Below are 17,527 nucleotides of genomic sequence, written 5' to 3'. Positions count from 1 at the left end.
CCCGGTCTGTCAGATCAACGTTTCTTTCGCGCATATGCGCCCCAGAACAATCTCCTTGATCTCTTTAAGGGAATGGGCAACGGACAATCCAAAGGGCGGTTAGTATAAGTGATTTGTCGTCTCAAGTCACTTTTGAAGCAAAGACCGTTCGGGTCAGGACCCGAAAATCGCAATGAAGGACCCGGGTGGCGCTTGGCATTCCCGCTCTGTTCTGGATTGCTGGCCTCCTGCTTGTAAAAGCGTCGAAACCAAAAGCGGGCGTCTCAACGCCGCTATTACGCGCGCTTTTCACCGATCGAGGTTACGCCCAGAACATCCAGCACCCTGGCTTCGATCTGCTCGGCATTCATACCCGCAACGGCATACATGTCTGCGGGGCTGGCCTGATCGATGAAGATGTCAGGCAAGACCATCGAGCGGTATTTCAAGCCCCGATCAAAAACACCCTCATCCGCCAGAAGCTGTGCCACATGGCTGCCAAACCCGCCAACAGCGCCTTCTTCGATGGTGATCAACGCCTCATGATCCGCAGCCAGGTCCAGGATCAGGTCCCGATCTAGCGGCTTGGCAAAGCGGGCGTCTGCGATTGTTGGGCTAATGCCTTTGGCGGTCAGAGACTCGGCTGCTTTCTGAACTTCAGCCAGCCGCGTGCCAAAAGACAAAAGTGCGACGCGCGCGCCTTTCCGGATCATGCGGCCTTTGCCGATCTCCAGTACCTCACCGCGTTCGGGCAGGTCCACTCCAACACCTTCACCACGTGGATAGCGGAAGGCAATCGGCCCCTCATCATGCGCGACAGCGGTTGCCACCATGTGCATTAATTCCGCCTCATCCGCGGCGGCCATGACGACCATGCCCGGCAGATTGGCCAAATAGGCAATATCGAACGACCCGGCATGGGTGGCACCGTCAGCCCCCACCAAACCCGCGCGGTCAATGGCAAACCGAACGGGCAAGCGCTGGATTGCGACGTCATGCACAACCTGGTCGTACCCCCGCTGCAGAAAGGTCGAATACATGGCGCAGAATGGCTTCATCCCCCCTGCCGCCAGCGCAGCCGAGAAGGTCACGCCGTGCTGCTCGGCAATCGCCACATCGAAACAGCGCGACGGGTACCGTTCGGCAAACAGGCCCAACCCGGTGCCATCTGGCATCGCGGCAGTCACCGCAACGATCTTGTCATCGCGCGCGGCGGCATCCACCAGAGCCTTGCCAAAGACAGACGTGTAAGAAGGGGCGTTTGAAGGGGCCTTTTTCTGCTCACCCGTGACCACATCGAATTTGGCTGTCGCGTGGCCTTTGTCGCGGGCCTGTTCGGCTGGTGCGTACCCTTTGCCCTTCTTGGTCAAGACGTGGATCAGGATCGGCCCGGTTGCCCGCGCCTTGACGGTGCGCAGAACCGGCAGCAGCTGATCCAGGTCATGCCCATCAATAGGCCCGAGATAGGAAAACCCGAGCTCTTCGAACAGGGTCCCGCCCACGGCCATACCTTTCAGCATTTCCTTAGCGCGCTTGGCCCCTTCGCGGAAAGGTTCGGGCAAAAGTGAAACAGCGCCCTTTGCGGCGGCTTTCAGATCGTGGAATGGCGCCTCGGCGTAGATTCGGGACAGATAGCTGGACAGGGCACCAACAGGGGGGGCGATGCTCATCTCATTGTCATTCAGAATGACGATCAGGCGTTTCTTCAGGTGACCTGCGTTATTCATCGCCTCAAAGGCCATGCCTGCGGACATCGATCCATCACCGATCACGGCAATCGCGTCACCCAACCCTTCAGGGGTTACACCGCCCAGATCACGCGCGACGGCAAAACCCAGTGCAGCACTGATCGAAGTGCTGGAATGCGCGGCGCCAAACGGGTCATAGGGGCTTTCGCTGCGCTTGGTAAAACCGCTCAGGCCATCTTTCATGCGCAGCGTGCGAATGCGGTCGCGCCGTTCGGTCAGGATTTTGTGCGGATAGCACTGATGGCCCACATCCCAGATGATCTTGTCGCGCGGCGTGTCGAAAACAGCGTGCAGCGCGGTTGTCAGTTCCACAACACCCAGACCCGCGCCCAGATGCCCGCCGGTCACAGAAACCGCCGAAATCGTCTCGGCCCGCAATTCCTGCGCAACCTGATGCAGCTGCGCGTCCGAGAACCGCTTGAGATCAGCGGGGCGGTTCACAAGGTCCAGCAGGGGCGTTTTGGGGCGGTCAGACATTTGGCGCGTTCCTGGCTTAGCTGTCCCGGGCAATAACGAAGCGAGCGGCTTCCTTCAAGGTTTCTGCCGTCGGGCCATACCCGTCCAGTGCGGCACAGGCCTGATCAACAAGTTCACTGGCGCGGGTTCTGGCAGCATCCAAACCCAGAAGCGATACGAAAGTGGCCTTTCCCGCATCCGCATCTTTCTGAAGACGTTTGCCTGCCTTTGTCGCATCACCTTCAACATCAAGGATGTCGTCTGCAATCTGAAAAGCAAGACCAAGGGCTCGGGCATATTGGCGCAAGGGCTCTGGATCCGCTTTCGCCAGACGCGCACCCGCACAGGAGGACCATTCGATCAAAGCGCCCGTTTTGCCGCCCTGAAGCTGTGTTATCGCATTCAGCGTCAGAGGCTCAGAAGCGGTTTCCGCCGCGATATCAAGCGCCTGCCCCAAAACCATACCTTGCGCACCGCTTGCCCTGGCCAGTGTCAGTGCCAGATCAACGCGAACGTCTGCATCTCCAACCTCGGGCCGGGTACACAGCTCAAAGGCCAGTGTTTGCAGCGCGTCCCCGGCAAGTACAGCCGTGCCTTCATCCCATTTCACATGCACCGTGGGGCGTCCGCGCCGCAGATCGTCGTCATCCATGCAGGGCAGATCGTCGTGAACCAGCGAATAGGCGTGTAGGGCCTCGATCGCGGTCGCGGGCCAGATCGCGCGGGACTCGTCGATTTGGTGCAGGCGCGCACTTTCCAGAACCAGAAACCCGCGCAGCCGTTTACCGCCCCGGGTGGCGTAGGCCATTGCCCGTGTCACATCCAGATCGTCCAGCGCGCCCATTATCAGGTCAAAATGATCCTGAAGGCGTGCCGCGTCCTGCGCCAGTCTTTCCTGAAACATTTACTGACCTTCGACAGGTGTGGTCCCGGTCGGTTGGCCATTCGCGTCCAGAGTGATCGCGGCCACTTTTTCCTCGGCCCGCTTCAACTCGTCCTCGCAACGCTTTTTCAAAGCGGCCCCGCGTTCATAAAGCGCAATCGACTGATCCAGCGCCACGTCGCCGCGCTCAAGCTGACCAACCACGGTCTCAAGCTCTTTCATGGCCTGCTCGAATGTCATCTGCTCAACTGGGGTATCGGTCATCGTGCTGCCTTCATCAGTTCTTCCACATGGGCGCGTGTCGCCTCGGCCAGTGCGTTCAGATCATACCCGCCCTCCAGAGTCGAGACGATACGGCCCTGACACACCTCATCGGCTATCCCGCACAGCTCTGCCGTGATCCAAGCGAAATCGCCAGTCGACCAGTTCAGATTGGCCAGAGGGTCGTCCTGATGCGCATCGAACCCGGCCGAGATGATGATCAGCTCCGGCCGGAACGCCCGCAGGCGCGGAAAGGCCTGCGTTTCATAGGCGGATCGCATCTCAGCCCCGCCGGTGCCCGGGGCCAGCGGGATATTCAGAACGTTATCGTAAGCGCCTGCCTCGTCCGGGCGGCCCGATCCGGGCCATAACGGCATTTGCTGGCTGGTGATCACAAGGGCCCGATCTTCATCCCACAGCAGATCCTGCGTGCCGTTGCCATGATGAACGTCGAAATCGACCACAGCGACCCGCTTCAGCCCGTGGTAATCCAGCGCGTGTTTCGCCGCCAACGCCGCGTTGCCAAACAGGCAGAACCCCATGGCTTTCTCGGCTTCGGCATGGTGCCCAGGTGGGCGAATGGCACAAAAGGCGTTCGGCGCCTCACCGCCCAAAACCAGATCAACGGCGCGCACCGCCGCACCCGCCGCGCGATAGGCCGCATCCACGGAACCCGGCGACATGAAGGTGTCCCCGTCGATCTGCGCAAACCCGTCAGTGGGGCGCGACGATCTGATGTCGCGGATATGGCTTTCGGGATGAACACGCAGCAAATCATCGTCTGCCGCCAGCGGAGCGGTCACGCGCTTCAGATCCAGCCCCTCCAGCGCGTGCAGGATATGCTCTAGCCGCGCCACCTGTTCCGGATGACCCTGGGGTGTGACATGTCCAAGGCAATCGGCATGTGTCAAAAGGGCGGTTTTCATCGGGATCCCATCTTCATCTGGCTAAAAATATCCTCGCCGAAGGCATTAATCACCGCGCAGCGGCTCATTCAATCGGGTGCCAGCATATAGCCTGCGCCCCGGACTGTCTGCAGATACCGGGGCTGTTTCGGGTCCTGTTCGATCTTCCGGCGCAGGCGGGTGATCTGCACGTCCACGGCACGTTCTTGCGCCTGTCCTTTATCCCGGCCCAGATCTTCCACCAGTTTTGCACGGCTGATCGGCTCGCCAGGTTGGGCCGAGAAAATTTTCATTAGCTGGCTTTCGGTTGCCGTCAGGCGGACCGGCATTTCGCCCTGCCACATCTCACCACGTTCAATGTCATACCGGATGGGACCAAGATGCAGGATCTTCGCCGCTGTTTCCTCGGCCGGGGTTTCCGGCATCCGGCGCAGGATCGCATTGATCCGCAGCAACAGCTCTTTCGGCTCGAAAGGTTTAGCAAGATAATCATCCGCCCCGGCTTCAAGCCCTGCAATCCGATGCTCGGTCTCGCCTTTGGCGGTCAACAACAGGATCGGTGTCGTATGGGTGTCACGCAGCGATCTGGTCAGGCTGACGCCATCTTCGCCCGGCATCATCACATCCATGACGATCATGTCGAAATCCAATCCCGACAGAACCCGCCGCGCATGGGCCGCATCCCGTGCCGCTGTCACCAGAAACCCGTTTCGCATCAGGAATTTCTTGAGCAGATCGCGAATGCGTTCATCATCATCAACAATCAGCAGATGGGCATCCATTTCGCTCATGAACCCGTATCCCGCAATTTCGTATAGGCATGACGCATATCAGCATCCATCATTGCTTCAAGTACTTTGCGAAACCCGGCCACGGCCTCGGGACCGGCATCCTTGAAGGCTGCGCGCATTCTTGTTCGTTGCGCATCTGACAACGTGGCCTCCAACGTTTCGCCCTTTTCCGTCAGAAATAGGTGCCGTTCGCGTTTATCCACGGTTCCGACCCGGCTTTCCACCAGACCATCCTCGATCAATGTCCGAAGAACCCTGTTCAGAGACTGTTTTGTAACCCCGAGGATCGCCAGCAAATTGTTCACCGTGGTGCCCGGCGCACGGTTGATAAAATGGATTGCGCGGTGATGGGCGCGGCCATAGGCCATCTCGGACAGGATACGATCAGGATCCGCGGTAAAGCCACGATAGGCAAAGAACATGGCCTCGATCCCCTGCCGCAACTGTTCATCCGTCAAAAACAACAGGCTCTCGCCCCCATATCGCGGGGCTGGGCGGATTTCGGACATATCATGCCTCATTCGTTACTCGGGTTTGACTTTATGTCAGCGTTATTGACATTCCAAGGGTGGAGCGGTATCGAATCGCAGTTTTTGCGCAACATTGTGTCCGCATCGGACCTAAGTGGCGCAACAATCGGAAATTTAACCCGGTTCAGGAGGTTTCGCATGGCGGGGTATGATGATCGTGACGGTGTCATCTGGATGGATGGTAAGCTGGTGCCCTGGCGCGATGCCAATGTGCATATTCTGACCCACGCGATGCACTATGCCTCATCCGTGTTCGAGGGCGAACGGGCTTATAACGGCAAGATTTTCAAAAGCCGCGACCATTCCGAACGTCTTATCGCCAGCGCCGAGGCGCTGGACATGCCGATGCCTTACACCGTCGATCAGATTGAAGCGGCCAAGGAAGAGACCCTGAAAGCCAGTGACCTTCAGGATGCCTATGTCCGCGCATTGGTCTGGCGCGGGTCTGGCGAAGACATGGGCGTGGCGTCGGCCCGCAACCCGGTACGGATGGCCATCGCGGTCTGGCCCTGGGGCGCCTATTACGGCGACGCCAAGATGCAAGGCGCAAAACTGGACATCGCCGAATGGAAACGCCCCAGCCCGGAAACCATCCCGGTTCATGCCAAGGCGGCGGGCCTCTACATGATCTGCACCATTTCCAAGCACAAGGCCGAAGCCAAGGGATGCTCGGACGCGCTGTTCATGGACTGGCGTGGTTACGTGGCCGAAGCAACAGGTGCCAACGTGTTCTTCGTCAAGGATGGAGAGGTTCACACCCCGCTGGCGGATTGCTTCCTGAACGGCATCACCCGTCAGACCGTCATTCAGATGCTGAAGGATAAAGGCATCACTGTGCATGAGCGGCGCATCAAGCCCGAAGAAATGGCTGATTTCGAACAGTGCTGGCTGACCGGAACCGCGGCCGAGGTCACTCCGGTCGGGCAAATCGGAGATTACACTTTCGAAGTCGGCGACCTGACCCGCGAAATCGCAGAAGATTACGAAAAACTGGTCCGCTCGTAATAACTTGCAAAACCCCGCTTCGGCGGGGTTTTTGTTGCAGATCGTGCAAATTGTCGTGCAAAGCGTTCCGTGATCTGGACGATCGGGTCAGTTCCCGTATCTTCACCGCATGTTGGACCTTCTCAGCGATATTCTCACCCGTCTGTCCCTGCGTGGCACGTTCTACTTCCGCACCTCGTTCACACCACCTTTTGGTATTCAGGTGCCGGAACTCGAAAACGTCGCGCGGTTTCATTTTGTTCAACGGGGTGAGCTCAAGGTCCATGTCTCATCCACCGGGGAAACGTTGCGGTTGCGGCAGGGGGATCTGATCCTGACCCCTCATGGGGCGCCACATGCGTTTTTGTGTGCCGAGGTCAGGCCACCGGATGCGCTTCCTCTGGAGCAGGTTCTTGAGATTGCCGGCTACAAGGGCGATGGCGTCCTTGTCTATGGCGGTGCAGACGAGGACCGGGACACGCAACTGATCTGCGGTCATTTTTCTTTGACCGGCCCGGCAGGGCGAAAAGGTACCGGGCATATGCTGATCGACCGCCTGCCACCCTACATCCTGATCGAGAATTATGGCGAAGAGGCCGGATCGTGGATGGAATCGACCCTGCGCATGATCGGATCCGAAGTGTCCGGGGCCCGTATTGGCGGCGATCTGATTGCGCTGAAGCTGTCCGAAGTTCTGTTTGCGCAGGCGATCCGAACCTATCTGGAACGGCAAAGCCCGCAGGCCACCGCCCTTGCGGGCTTTGCGGATACGCGCATCTCACGCGCTTTGACGGCGTTCCACCAAGCGCCAGCGCAAGACTGGAGCGTTGCGGCACTGGCACGCGAATCCGGCATGTCGCGCACAGCCTTTTCTCAGTTGTTTGCCCAGAAGATGGGCACGACGCCGATGCAATACCTCACCGACTGGCGCATGCAGATTGCGTGCCATGGCCTTACAGAGGCACGATGGAACGTCGCAGATGCAGCAGCCGAAGCTGGATATGCCTCTGAGGCCGCGTTCTCCCGTGTTTTCAAGAAGCAGGTCGGCTTGTCACCAGCCGCATTCAGGTCCATGCACTAAAGCGCCAAGAATTCTGTACGATCTGCAGGATTTTTGAAACGATCGAGAATTCAGCGTTCGGGTCAGGCTTTCTATCTTTCTTTCATCACTGATTGAAAAGAGGAAAATCTTATGTCCCTGCGTTTCGTTACCCGCTCTGTCCACGCGTATCTGGACTACCCGGTTGCCATTGCCCTGATGACACTGCCATTCCTGCTGGGATTGGGTCAGTCCAACCCGCTGGCGCTGTGGCTTTCGGTTGTCACCGGCGTCGCCGCCTTTGTCCTGACGGTTCTGACCGACCATCATTTGGGAATTTGGCGCGTTCTACCCTATAAATTTCACCTGGCCGTGGACCTGATTGTCGGCATCACCTTTCTGTTTGCACCCAGTGTACTGGGGTTTTCAGGATTGGATGCGGCGTTCTACTGGCTGAACGGTGCGGCTGTGGTTCTCGTCATCTCGCTCAGCGCGCCCGAGCAGGAAGTCGCTGCCTGAGCGCAGTTCCTCAGCACTGGCAACTTTGTCCAAATACTACCGAAATAGCTGAGCCGCCCGTTTTGCAAATCGGCGGCTCAGAGCAGAGAAGCGTGTTGACCGGTCGGGCGAATTTACTTGAAAAAGCCGACTGAATTCATCAGATTTATCCCAGCGCGGGGTGAGGTCGCAGATGACAGACACGCTTGACGAAATCATGGCCCGACATGATGCGCTGGTTGCGTGCGGGTGCAATTGTTGCGAAGGCGACTATTGCGCCTATGCCGACCGCCAAAACCGGGACACAGCAACCGCTGAAGAAGCCCGCACACAAGGCACCGTCCATCAACGCAAGTCGTTGCGATATATCTTTGAAACTGCGTTAAGCGGCAGGGGATAGCAGCGCAGCAGTTTGGGCTGCGCTGTTGCAAGGTTCAGAAATCCACCCCGCGCTGGGCTTTGATTCCCGCCTGGAACGGGTGTTTTTCTTCGGTCATTTCGGTGACCAGATCTGCATAATCACGCAGCGCCTGCGGTGCGTCACGGCCTGTCAGGAACACACTCGTATTGTCCGAACGCGCGTTCAGCCCTTCTATCACCTGCTCGACCGAGAGATATTCATAGCGAAGCGCGATGTTGATCTCGTCCAGAACCACCAGATCGTATTCGCCACTTGCCATAAGGGCGCAAGCCTTGTCGAAGGCGGCATTGGCGGCCGCAATGTCGCGTTCGCGGTCTTGTGTATCCCAGGTAAACCCCTCACCCATCGTGTGCCAGGTGACCAGATCACGTTCTTCGAAGAAACGACGCTCGCCGGTTTTCCACTTGCCCTTGATGAACTGCACCACGGCGACCTTCTGACCCCAACCAAGCGCGCGGATGACCACGCCAAAGGCCGCTGATGACTTGCCTTTGCCCTTGCCGGTATTGATCAGAACAAGGCCGCGATCGGGATCAACAGCCTCGGACATTTTCTTGCGGTGCTGGGCCTGCACCTTTTGCATCTTTTCCTTGTGATCCTGCGCGTCGCTCATTGGGGAACCTCTTTGATTGTCCGGCCCAACCTAGGGGAAGAATGCAAAAGGTAAAGTCACGCTTTGGGGTCCGTGACAGAACGCGCCTTGCCACGCTCCAGCCCCAGCTGGTGTTCGCGCCAGATCACAACAACATTGCCTGCGATCACCAATGCGGCCCCGATCAGGATCGCAACGGTGGGCAATTCATCAAACGCGAAATAACCGATCACAATCGCAAAAAGCATTGTTGCATAGTCATAAGGTGCCAGCATCGATGCCTGTCCAAACCGATACGAGGACGTGACCAAAATCTGTGCAACTCCGCCAATTAGCCCCATGGTGATCAGTATTAGAGCCTGATTCAGGGTAGGCATTGTCCATCCCCAGATCGCCGTCAGCGCCGAAAGCAGCGTCGCTGTCAGCGAGAAATAGAACACGATTGCAGCAGGGTGATCGACCTTGACCAGTTGGCGGATGTGGATCTGCACGAAGGCCCGGGCAAAGGTCGCGCCCAGTACGCATAGCGCTCCGATGGTTGCAGCCGTTTCCATCTGAGTGCTGCCAAGCCGAGGCCAGATCATGATCATCACGCCAAGCAACCCAAGTGCCACGGCACCGATGCGAATCATGCGGATGCGCTCGCCCAGCATCACGGCGGCCAAAATCAGGGTGAAGATCGGCGTGGCGTAACCGATTGCGGTGACTTCGGGCAGCGGCAACAGGCTAAGGCCGGTGAATGTCAGCCCCATGGCGCTGGTCCCCAGAACACCGCGCCAGAAATGCCCCATGGGTTTCTTGACGACAAAGCCTTGCGCCAGCTCTCGGCGCGCGGTCAGCCACAGAATGATGACCGGAATAGCAAACAGGGACCGGAAGAACACCAATTGGCCCGGCGGGAATTCGTCAGATAAGGCTTTGACCAGGGCCGACATCGACGTGAAAAGGAACAGCGCGCCAAGCTTCAGCGCCACAGCCAGCAAAGGTCGATGCGATGTTAAGGGTTTTGTCATCGGCGCGACCCTGCGCCTTTGCAGAAAAAAGATCAACGGGGTGGATCAGGTGATGGTCCACGAGTTCGGTATCGATACGCCGATTTCCGCTGCAAAATCCTCAAGGAACTGAAACATTCGGCCCGCCCTTACCTGCGCAATCTGCTTGCCTGCATCCGTCAGCATGTCGTCCGGCAGGGTCAGCAGCTTAACCTTCCAGTGATCAATCGAATACCGCAGATCGTCCAGCGGGCGCGCCTCTGCGAATGGATCAGCCGGATCATAGAGAACACGCCCCAAAGCACCTGATACAGAAAATGTGCGCGCAATCCCGATGGCCCCCAAGGCGTCAAGGCGATCCGCATCCCTCAGAATCCGGGCCTCGAACGTTTCGGGTGGGATGTTGGCCGAGAAGCTATGGGCCGCTATCGCATGTTGCGCGGCCTGAACCTGATCGTCGGAAAAGCCCAGTTTTGCCAGAATAGGTCCTGATTCAGCAGCTGACTGGCGTGAGGCAAACAGTCGGTTCGGATCATTCTTGGGTAGGTTGACCAGATCATGAAGATAACAGGCTGCCAACAGGACGGGGATGTCCGCCTGAGCGCCTGCAATGGCCTGAGCATTGGTCCAAACACGATCCAGATGGGCCAGGTCATGGGCCGGATCAGTTTCCATACGTTGCGCGACAACGGCACGCAAACGCGCGCGCAGATCAGCCGATCCGTCCACGGTTTTCTCCGATCTGACCACGGTGCAGCAGTAGGTGGTCCAGGATGACACAGGCCATCATCGCCTCACCGACAGGGACAGCGCGGATGCCAACACAGGGGTCATGACGGCCCTTTGTGATGATCTCGGTCTCTTCACCGGATTTTGTAATGGTTTTGCGGGTGGTCAGGATCGAAGAGGTCGGCTTGACCGCAAAGCGCACGACAATGTCCTGCCCGGTCGAGATGCCGCCCAGAATCCCACCTGCGTGGTTTGAACTGTATTGCGGGCCATCCTGACCCATGAAGATTTCGTCGGCATTGGCTTCACCAGTCAGTTCGGCGGCAGCCATGCCTTCGCCGATCTCGACACCTTTGACAGCGTTGATCGACATCATCGCGGCCGCAAGATCAGTGTCTAACTTGGCGTATATCGGCGCCCCAAGCCCTGGCGGGACACCGCGTGCCACAACCTCGACCACGGCCCCGACAGAATTGCCGGATTTGCGCAGGTCATCCAGATAGGTCGCCCAATCCCCGGCCGCCTGTTCATCAGGCGCCCAGAACGGGTTCTGTTCAATCTGCGCCCAGTCGAATTTGGCGCGGTCGATCTTGTGCGGACCGATCTGGGTCATGTATCCGGTGATCTGCACATTCGGCGCGATCTGCCGGATGGCCTCGCGCGCCAGTCCACCCGCGGCCACGCGCGACGCGGTTTCCCGTGCTGAACTGCGCCCACCCCCGCGATAATCGCGGATGCCGTATTTCTGCCAGTAGGTGATATCAGCGTGGCCCGGACGGAACTTGTCCATGATATCGCCGTAGTCTTTCGAGCGCTGATCGGTGTTCTCGATCATCAGTTGCACGGGCGTGCCTGTAGTTTGGCCTTCGAACACGCCAGAAAGGATCTTGACCTGATCTGGTTCGCGCCGCTGCGTTGTGAACTTGTTTTGCCCCGGTTTGCGCTTGTCCAGCCAGTGCTGGATCATCGCCTCGTCAATCGCAACGCCCGGCGGGCAACCGTCGACAGTGGCGCCCAAGGCGGGCCCATGGCTTTCACCCCAGGTGGTGACGCGGAAAAGATGGCCAAAGCTGTTCATCGACATGGGGCGTGCTCCTTTGCGGATCGTGATTAGCGGGCAAGGCCCCCGGCCTCAAGCGGATTTGGCCGTTGACGGTTTGAACGCCGCCCGTCGGGCGGCGCATTTTTGAGTATTTTCGAAAAGATGAAGATCAGGCGGCCTGCGCGACTTTCGCACGGGTTTCTGAGATCATCAGCGCGGCCTGAGCCGCTTCGCGCCCTTTTTGTACGAAATGGTCGCGGTAGATCGCATTGTGATGATCGGTTTCCTGATATTGGTGCGGGGTCAGCGAGACCGAAAGGACAGGAACCCCTGTATCAAGCCCGGCGCGCATCAGACCATCGACCACGGCCTGCGCAACGAAATCGTGCCTGTAGATGCCGCCATCAACGACAAAGGCTGCGCAGGCGACGGCGGCATAGCGCCCGGTCCGGGCCAGATCACGGGCCAGCAGGGGCATCTCGAACGCGCCGGGAACGTCGTAGACATCGACTTGTTCCGAGGGGACGAGTTCGAGGAAGCCGTCGAGCGCGCGGTCAACAATATCGGAATGCCAGTTGGCTTTTACAAAAGCATAGCGGGTGTGTGCCATCATGATCTCCTTTCAGTTTGGTGGCCTGCTGGCAGTCGCGAGAACCGGTTCCCACTTTTCGCTGCCAGCCCGGCATGACACGTCACCCAAGGCGATCACGAGCAGGCGCGCCGTATTACCGGCGCGGCTTGCGCGTTCTCTTTCATCCGGACTGTGACCGTCGGCTCTGGTATCTCACCAGATCTGCTGACACCCCGAAAGCCGGGGCCGCTCGCGGGCTTACGGGCCGTGGCCCGCATACCGCCGGTGGGGAATTCCACCCCGCCCTGAGAACGAGGCGGACCTTGCCAAGAACTGTCCGACGCTGCAAGAGATTTGACAGGAGGACACTCATGCACCCTAACCCCGTTTTTCGCGCCGAGGATCGTGCGCGTCATGTTGAACTCGCCCGCGACCGGGCGTTTGGCGCTCTGGCACTCTCTGCGGAAGAGGGCCCGTTATTAAGTCATGTCCCGTTTTTGCTGTCCGAAGACGGATCAATGGCTGACCTGCATCTTGTGCGCTCGAACCCTATCGTGCGTGCGCTGCACGAACCGCAGCGCGCAAAGATCGCGGTGCAGGGGCCGGATGCATATATTTCGCCCGATTGGTACGGTGTCGAAGATCAGGTTCCGACATGGAATTATGTCGCCGTACACCTGATCGGAAAGCTTGAGCTACGCCCGCAGGACGAGTTGCGTGACGTACTTGACCGCCAATCTGCATTCTACGAAAAGCGGCTGCTGCCCAAGGTCCCATGGGTCACGGGAAAAATGTCCTCGGACGCGCTGAACAAGATGATGCGCATGATCGTACCGTGCCGCATGCAGGTTGAAGATATTCAGGGCACGTGGAAGCTTGGTCAGAACAAACCCGAAGGTGCGCGAAATGCTGCCGCTGATCAGGTGTCCTCTGGCTTTGGCAGTGAAATCGCCCGGCTGGCCGCCTTGATGCACAAGGCTTAACCAGCATCAGGCGCCGGGTTTACTGGGGGCTGAAGGTCGCCAGATAAGCGGCAATATCGTCTGCACCGGTCTTGAGTTTGACGCTCATGTTCGGACGGGCAGTTTCGTCATCCAGAAATTCCTTGATGAAGCCAATCGGATCCTGCGCATAAGCAACGATGTTTTCCTCGGTCCAGACCAGACCCGCTTCGCCGGCACGGATCATGTCATCCGTGAACATGCCGATCGGCAGGCGCTCGCTGCCATAGCGATAATCGTTTTCGGACCCGGCCACGCGACCGACGACGCCATACAGATTCGGGCCGGTGATTCCACCTTTGACCAGAACTTCACCATCCTTGATGATCGCATGACACGAAGAACAACGGTTATATATCGCCTCACCTTTCGCGGGGTCGCCCGCGGCAAGGGTCTGAGAGGGCAGGGCCATTGTGCACAAGGCAGCGGCCAGAATGATCTTTGACATTGGGGTCTCCTTGCAGGAGTTCGCACGCCTTTTGCGCTGTCCTTTATTCGCGCGGAAAGTGCAACAGGTGAGGCGCGTGCAATTTGTAATTTAAATCATCTATTTAGCGAGTATGTTTTTGCTGAAAACAATCCCCGTTTGGAAGTCTTGATTATGTACCTATTGGGCGCAAATCAGCGGCACCCAGAACAGGCTTCAAATACCCAACCCGGGTGGCGGAAGGCGGGGTGCGAAAGCGAATCAATGACGCATGAATCGAAGTTGCCGACAAAGTCGCACGCGAGATTCACCAAAAAACACTCTCTGCAGCTGCTGGAAACGACACATGCGGCGTATTGCGCGTTTATGAACGCTGGACGAACACTATTCTCCCCGATAGTAAGCGCGGTTAAGACACCGCATTCGTGCGGTGCGCGAGCTATTTGCCCGTCCGCGGGCGCCAGACAATCGGAGATAACCTCGTGTCCCACGCAGAAGACCACGAAGGCACCCGCAGAGATTTCCTGTACTACGTCGCTGGCGGCGCAGGTGTCGTTGCAACGGGTGCAGCCGTATGGCCCCTGATCAACCAAATGAACCCATCGGCAGACGTTCAGGCGCTGTCCTCGATCCGTGTGGATGTGAGCGGTGTTGAGCCGGGTACGCAGCTGACCGTCAAATGGTTGGGAAAACCCGTCTTTGTCCGTCACCGCACCGGTGCCGAGATTCAGGAAGCTCAGAAACAGGACGCCGAAGGTGTTGATGCGCTGCCCGATCCGCTGGCCCGCAACTTTAACCTGAGCGCCGATGCCCCTGCGACCGACGCAAACCGTGTGATGCCGTCGCCGGAAGGCGAAGCGCCGGGTGCATGGGTCGTCCAGATGGGTGTTTGCACCCACCTCGGCTGTGTGCCTTTGGGTGATGCAGGCGACTTTGGTGGCTGGTTCTGCCCTTGCCACGGTTCACACTACGACCTTGCCGGTCGTATCCGCAAAGGCCCCGCGCCTGAGAACCTGCCCATTCCGCCCGCAGAGTGGGTGGACAACGGCACAATCAAACTCGGCTAAGGGAGACCCAAACTTATGTCCGGAATTCCCCACGATCATTACGAGCCGAAGACAAACGGCGAGAAATGGCTGAACAGCCGCCTGCCGATTGTTGGCCTGCTGTATGACACCCTCATGATCCCGACCCCCAAGAACCTGAACTGGTGGTGGATCTGGGGCATCGTTCTGGCGTTCTGCCTGGCGCTGCAAATTGTCACCGGTATCATCCTGGTGATGCACTATACGCCGCATGTTGATCTGGCATTTGCCAGCATTGAACACATCATGCGTAACGTAAATGGTGGTTACTTTATTCGCTACCTGCACATGAACGGCGCATCGCTGTTCTTTGTTGCGGTCTACATCCACATCTTCCGCGGCTTGTTCTATGGCTCATACAAAGCCCCGCGCGAAATCACGTGGATCGTCGGTATGCTGATCTACCTGATGATGATGGGCACCGCCTTCATGGGCTATGTTCTGCCATGGGGTCAGATGTCCTTCTGGGGTGCGACTGTGATCACCGGTCTGTTCGGTGCCATTCCGTTTGTGGGTGACGCGATCCAGACCTGGCTGCTGGGAGGACCCGCGGTGGACAACGCCACGCTGAACCGCTTCTTCTCGCTGCACTATCTGCTGCCGTTCATCATCGCGGCTTTGGTCGTGGTGCACATCTGGGCCTTCCACACCACGGGCAACAACAACCCAACAGGTGTTGAAGTACGTCGCGGCTCGAAAGACGAGGCGAAGAAAGACACGCTACCGTTCTGGCCGTATTTCGTGATCAAGGACCTGTTCGCACTGGCCGTGATCCTGGTCGTGTTCTGGGCTGTTGTCGGTTTCATGCCGAACTATCTGGGCCACCCGGACAACTATATCGAAGCCAACCCGCTGGTTACGCCTGCTCACATCGTGCCTGAATGGTACTTCCTGCCGTTCTACGCGATCCTGCGTGCCTTTACCGGTGAAGTCTGGGTTGTTCAGTTCGCCAGCTTCATCACCGGTGGTATCGTTGACGCCAAGTTCTTCGGTGTTCTGGCGATGTTTGGTGCGATCCTGGCCATGGCGCTGGCGCCTTGGCTGGACACGTCGAGCGTGCGTTCGGGCAAGTACCGTCCGATGTTGAAATGGTGGTTCTACCTGCTGATCATCGACTTCTTCGCCCTGATGTGGCTGGGTGCGATGCCTGCGGAAGAACCCTATGCGACCTTCTCGCTGATCGCATCGGCCTACTGGTTCGCCTATTTCTTCGTGATCCTGCCGATCCTTGGTGTGATCGAGAAACCTCTGGCCCAGCCCGAGACCATCGAAGAAGACTTCAACGCGCATTATGGCAAGGCTGACGCCGACGCCACGCCGGCCGAGTAAGAAGAGGGACCGGAAACATGTTCAAGAAACTTGCAATCGGCGCCGCGCTTGCTCTGGCCCTGACCCCTGCTGCATCCATTGCAGCAGGTGGTGGTGAGCAGCATATCGAAGATTTCGCCTTCTCGTTCGAAGGCCCGTTCGGCACCTGGGATCAGCATCAGCTGCAACGCGGCCTGCAGATCTATACCGAGGTCTGCGCGGCTTGCCACGGTCTGCAATATGTGCCGCTTCGTGACCTGGAAGCGCTGGGTTACTCGGAAGAAGAAGTCATCGCATACGCTGCTGGCAACTTCGAAGTCTTCGACCCCGAGCTGGACGATTTCCGCCCGGCGATTCCCACCGATCACTTCCCGGCCAATACCGGCGTCGGCGCTCCGGACCTTAGCTTGATGGCAAAGGCACGTGCTGGCTTCCACGGGCCTTATGGTCTGGGCATCAACCAGCTGGTCAAAGGCATGGGTGGCCCGGAATACATCGCCTCGCTGCTACACGGCTACACTGGCCACGAAAAAGAAGAAGCGGGTGCAGTGCTCTACGAAAACACCGCCTTCCCCGGCGGCTGGATTTCGATGGCGCCTCCGCTGGCTGACGAGCAGGTCGAGTTCGCGGACGGGCACTCGAACACGGTTGAGCATATGGCCGAGGACGTTGCCGCATTTCTGATGTGGGCGGCCGAGCCAAAGCTGACAGACCGCAAGAACGCAGGCTTTGTCGGTGTCATCTTCCTGACCGTTCTGTCGGTGCTGCTGTACCTGGTCAACAAGCGCCTCTGGGCACCGCACAAGGGCAAACTCCGCAAGGAAGATTGATCCGATCAGTCCTACCGGACTTTACTAAATCAGCCCCCGCGCCGTCAGGTTGCGGGGGTTTTCTTTTTCCAAGCCTCCATCAGCGCGCGCTTATTTGACCGAAATAAGCGCCGGGTCAATGGATTGGACAGCTTCACAGGCGCACATCAGCCACAACGGCTGATCAACTGCCGTTTGTCTGAAACACGGAGTCACGACAATGAAACTTCCTATTCTTTTTGCCTCAATTCTATTTGCAACGCCGGTATTGGCACTGGATCTCGCACCCGATGCCGAGCTTGGAAAATCCGAAGCCGAAATTCGGCAAACTCTGACAGGCATGGGATTCGATGTCCGCAAAATCGAGACGGAAGACGGCAAGATCGAAGCCTATGTCGTCAAGGATGGTAAACTGGCCGAGGTTTACGTCGACCCCGCAAGCGGCAAAGTCGTCAAGATTGAGGATCAGTAACCAG

At 58.2% G+C, this 17,527-nt stretch carries 21 protein-coding genes and 1 riboswitch; of the genes, 9 read left to right on the top strand and 12 right to left on the bottom strand.

What is annotated here, in order from left to right; all coding sequences use genetic code 11:
- Window positions 1–275: 275 nt before the first annotated feature.
- From dxs to AC2FLO_RS01440, 6 genes are all read right to left on the bottom strand, one after another.
- Complete coding sequence (dxs, locus tag AC2FLO_RS01465) at window positions 276–2,204, bottom strand: 1-deoxy-D-xylulose-5-phosphate synthase (protein WP_496753414.1); 1,929 nt, start codon at window positions 2,202–2,204, stop codon at window positions 276–278.
- Between the two features lie 16 nt (window positions 2,205–2,220).
- Window positions 2,221–3,087: a polyprenyl synthetase family protein gene (locus AC2FLO_RS01460; RefSeq protein ID WP_480587583.1), complete on the bottom strand. Its 867-nt coding sequence runs from the start codon at window positions 3,085–3,087 to the stop codon at window positions 2,221–2,223.
- Window positions 3,088–3,330 carry an exodeoxyribonuclease VII small subunit gene (locus AC2FLO_RS01455; protein ID WP_267363166.1) on the bottom strand — a complete coding sequence of 81 codons (243 nt, stop codon included), beginning with the start codon at window positions 3,328–3,330 and terminating at the stop codon, window positions 3,088–3,090.
- Window positions 3,327–4,253, bottom strand: a complete 927-nt coding sequence (locus AC2FLO_RS01450; RefSeq protein WP_480487836.1) for a histone deacetylase family protein — start codon at window positions 4,251–4,253, stop codon at window positions 3,327–3,329. Before AC2FLO_RS01450 ends, AC2FLO_RS01455 begins: the two co-directional genes overlap by 4 nt.
- Before the next feature lie 68 nt (window positions 4,254–4,321).
- Window positions 4,322–5,023, bottom strand: coding sequence for a response regulator (locus tag AC2FLO_RS01445; protein ID WP_209506983.1), 702 nt, complete (start codon window positions 5,021–5,023; stop codon window positions 4,322–4,324).
- Complete coding sequence (locus AC2FLO_RS01440; protein WP_496753413.1) at window positions 5,020–5,532, bottom strand: MarR family winged helix-turn-helix transcriptional regulator; 513 nt, start codon at window positions 5,530–5,532, stop codon at window positions 5,020–5,022. The genes AC2FLO_RS01445 and AC2FLO_RS01440 overlap by 4 nt, the downstream gene beginning before the upstream one ends.
- A gap of 159 nt (window positions 5,533–5,691) precedes the next feature.
- Between AC2FLO_RS01440 and AC2FLO_RS01435 the strand changes: the two genes are divergently transcribed.
- The 4 genes from AC2FLO_RS01435 (at window position 5,692) to AC2FLO_RS01420 (ending at window position 8,474) form a co-directional block, all read left to right on the top strand.
- A complete protein-coding gene (locus AC2FLO_RS01435) occupies window positions 5,692–6,558 on the top strand; it encodes a branched-chain amino acid aminotransferase (RefSeq protein WP_496811610.1) in 867 nt (288 codons plus the stop codon).
- A gap of 109 nt (window positions 6,559–6,667) precedes the next feature.
- The gene (locus tag AC2FLO_RS01430) at window positions 6,668–7,618 is read left to right on the top strand and encodes an AraC family transcriptional regulator (RefSeq protein ID WP_496811609.1); all 951 of its coding nucleotides are present in this window, start codon (window positions 6,668–6,670) and stop codon (window positions 7,616–7,618) included.
- A gap of 111 nt (window positions 7,619–7,729) precedes the next feature.
- The gene (locus AC2FLO_RS01425) at window positions 7,730–8,095 is read left to right on the top strand and encodes an SPW repeat domain-containing protein (RefSeq protein WP_050604526.1); all 366 of its coding nucleotides are present in this window, start codon (window positions 7,730–7,732) and stop codon (window positions 8,093–8,095) included.
- Between the two features lie 172 nt (window positions 8,096–8,267).
- Entirely contained in the window at window positions 8,268–8,474 is a 207-nt protein-coding gene (locus AC2FLO_RS01420) for a hypothetical protein (RefSeq protein ID WP_496753410.1), read from the top strand.
- Window positions 8,475–8,508: 34 nt separating this feature from the next.
- On the opposite strand, the gene cobO is transcribed toward AC2FLO_RS01420, so the two are convergent.
- From cobO to AC2FLO_RS01395, 5 genes are all read right to left on the bottom strand, one after another.
- Complete coding sequence (cobO, locus tag AC2FLO_RS01415) at window positions 8,509–9,108, bottom strand: cob(I)yrinic acid a,c-diamide adenosyltransferase (protein WP_496753409.1); 600 nt, start codon at window positions 9,106–9,108, stop codon at window positions 8,509–8,511.
- A gap of 56 nt (window positions 9,109–9,164) precedes the next feature.
- Window positions 9,165–10,100, bottom strand: a complete 936-nt coding sequence (locus tag AC2FLO_RS01410; protein WP_480482758.1) for a DMT family transporter — start codon at window positions 10,098–10,100, stop codon at window positions 9,165–9,167.
- A 45-nt stretch (window positions 10,101–10,145) separates the two neighbouring features.
- A complete protein-coding gene (locus AC2FLO_RS01405; protein WP_496753408.1) occupies window positions 10,146–10,808 on the bottom strand; it encodes an HD domain-containing protein in 663 nt (220 codons plus the stop codon).
- Complete coding sequence (aroC, locus tag AC2FLO_RS01400; RefSeq protein ID WP_496753407.1) at window positions 10,792–11,892, bottom strand: chorismate synthase; 1,101 nt, start codon at window positions 11,890–11,892, stop codon at window positions 10,792–10,794. Before aroC ends, AC2FLO_RS01405 begins: the two co-directional genes overlap by 17 nt.
- Window positions 11,893–12,019: 127 nt before the next feature.
- Window positions 12,020–12,460, bottom strand: coding sequence for a 6,7-dimethyl-8-ribityllumazine synthase (locus AC2FLO_RS01395; protein WP_496753406.1), 441 nt, complete (start codon window positions 12,458–12,460; stop codon window positions 12,020–12,022).
- Between the two features lie 130 nt (window positions 12,461–12,590).
- Window positions 12,591–12,738, bottom strand: a riboswitch (FMN riboswitch).
- A gap of 54 nt (window positions 12,739–12,792) precedes the next feature.
- Here AC2FLO_RS01395 and AC2FLO_RS01390 point away from each other — a divergent pair.
- Window positions 12,793–13,404, top strand: a complete 612-nt coding sequence (locus tag AC2FLO_RS01390) for an FMN-binding negative transcriptional regulator (protein ID WP_496753405.1) — start codon at window positions 12,793–12,795, stop codon at window positions 13,402–13,404.
- Between the two features lie 19 nt (window positions 13,405–13,423).
- Here AC2FLO_RS01390 and AC2FLO_RS01385 read toward each other — a convergent pair whose 3' ends face one another.
- Entirely contained in the window at window positions 13,424–13,870 is a 447-nt protein-coding gene (locus AC2FLO_RS01385) for a c-type cytochrome (protein WP_480482769.1), read from the bottom strand.
- 461 nt (window positions 13,871–14,331) lie between these two features.
- Here AC2FLO_RS01385 and petA point away from each other — a divergent pair, with 461 nt between their 5' ends.
- The 4 genes from petA to AC2FLO_RS01365 all read left to right on the top strand — a co-directional run bounded on the left by petA (window position 14,332) and on the right by AC2FLO_RS01365 (window position 17,523).
- Complete coding sequence (gene petA, locus AC2FLO_RS01380; RefSeq protein ID WP_267363183.1) at window positions 14,332–14,916, top strand: ubiquinol-cytochrome c reductase iron-sulfur subunit; 585 nt, start codon at window positions 14,332–14,334, stop codon at window positions 14,914–14,916.
- A 15-nt stretch (window positions 14,917–14,931) separates the two neighbouring features.
- Entirely contained in the window at window positions 14,932–16,263 is a 1,332-nt protein-coding gene (gene petB, locus AC2FLO_RS01375) for a cytochrome b (protein ID WP_209506969.1), read from the top strand.
- Window positions 16,264–16,280: 17 nt separating this feature from the next.
- A complete protein-coding gene (locus tag AC2FLO_RS01370; protein WP_480898853.1) occupies window positions 16,281–17,072 on the top strand; it encodes a cytochrome c1 in 792 nt (263 codons plus the stop codon).
- Window positions 17,073–17,271: 199 nt separating this feature from the next.
- Window positions 17,272–17,523 carry a PepSY domain-containing protein gene (locus AC2FLO_RS01365; RefSeq protein WP_480506915.1) on the top strand — a complete coding sequence of 84 codons (252 nt, stop codon included), beginning with the start codon at window positions 17,272–17,274 and terminating at the stop codon, window positions 17,521–17,523.
- Window positions 17,524–17,527 lie beyond the last annotated feature (4 nt).

The sequence above is a fragment of the Ruegeria sp. TASC047 genome (genome assembly GCF_059612445.1).
Note: the sequence above shows the minus strand (reverse complement) of the source record. Positions and strands in the feature narration are given on the sequence as shown.

What these genes read in the sequence shown, in the direction of transcription:
- dxs (WP_496753414.1), bottom strand. Translation starts at nt 2,204, where the DNA reads ATGTCTGACCGCCCCAAAACGCCCCTGCTGGACCTTGTGAACCGCCCC.
- AC2FLO_RS01460 (WP_480587583.1), bottom strand. Translation starts at nt 3,087, where the DNA reads ATGTTTCAGGAAAGACTGGCGCAGGACGCGGCACGCCTTCAGGATCAT.
- AC2FLO_RS01455 (WP_267363166.1), bottom strand. Translation starts at nt 3,330, where the DNA reads ATGACCGATACCCCAGTTGAGCAGATGACATTCGAGCAGGCCATGAAA.
- AC2FLO_RS01450 (WP_480487836.1), bottom strand. Translation starts at nt 4,253, where the DNA reads ATGAAAACCGCCCTTTTGACACATGCCGATTGCCTTGGACATGTCACA.
- AC2FLO_RS01445 (WP_209506983.1), bottom strand. Translation starts at nt 5,023, where the DNA reads ATGAGCGAAATGGATGCCCATCTGCTGATTGTTGATGATGATGAACGC.
- AC2FLO_RS01440 (WP_496753413.1), bottom strand. Translation starts at nt 5,532, where the DNA reads ATGTCCGAAATCCGCCCAGCCCCGCGATATGGGGGCGAGAGCCTGTTG.
- AC2FLO_RS01435 (WP_496811610.1), top strand. Translation starts at nt 5,692, where the DNA reads ATGGCGGGGTATGATGATCGTGACGGTGTCATCTGGATGGATGGTAAG.
- AC2FLO_RS01430 (WP_496811609.1), top strand. Translation starts at nt 6,668, where the DNA reads ATGTTGGACCTTCTCAGCGATATTCTCACCCGTCTGTCCCTGCGTGGC.
- AC2FLO_RS01425 (WP_050604526.1), top strand. Translation starts at nt 7,730, where the DNA reads ATGTCCCTGCGTTTCGTTACCCGCTCTGTCCACGCGTATCTGGACTAC.
- AC2FLO_RS01420 (WP_496753410.1), top strand. Translation starts at nt 8,268, where the DNA reads ATGACAGACACGCTTGACGAAATCATGGCCCGACATGATGCGCTGGTT.
- cobO (WP_496753409.1), bottom strand. Translation starts at nt 9,108, where the DNA reads ATGAGCGACGCGCAGGATCACAAGGAAAAGATGCAAAAGGTGCAGGCC.
- AC2FLO_RS01410 (WP_480482758.1), bottom strand. Translation starts at nt 10,100, where the DNA reads ATGACAAAACCCTTAACATCGCATCGACCTTTGCTGGCTGTGGCGCTG.
- aroC (WP_496753407.1), bottom strand. Translation starts at nt 11,892, where the DNA reads ATGTCGATGAACAGCTTTGGCCATCTTTTCCGCGTCACCACCTGGGGT.
- AC2FLO_RS01395 (WP_496753406.1), bottom strand. Translation starts at nt 12,460, where the DNA reads ATGGCACACACCCGCTATGCTTTTGTAAAAGCCAACTGGCATTCCGAT.
- AC2FLO_RS01390 (WP_496753405.1), top strand. Translation starts at nt 12,793, where the DNA reads ATGCACCCTAACCCCGTTTTTCGCGCCGAGGATCGTGCGCGTCATGTT.
- AC2FLO_RS01385 (WP_480482769.1), bottom strand. Translation starts at nt 13,870, where the DNA reads ATGTCAAAGATCATTCTGGCCGCTGCCTTGTGCACAATGGCCCTGCCC.
- petB (WP_209506969.1), top strand. Translation starts at nt 14,932, where the DNA reads ATGTCCGGAATTCCCCACGATCATTACGAGCCGAAGACAAACGGCGAG.
- AC2FLO_RS01370 (WP_480898853.1), top strand. Translation starts at nt 16,281, where the DNA reads ATGTTCAAGAAACTTGCAATCGGCGCCGCGCTTGCTCTGGCCCTGACC.
- AC2FLO_RS01365 (WP_480506915.1), top strand. Translation starts at nt 17,272, where the DNA reads ATGAAACTTCCTATTCTTTTTGCCTCAATTCTATTTGCAACGCCGGTA.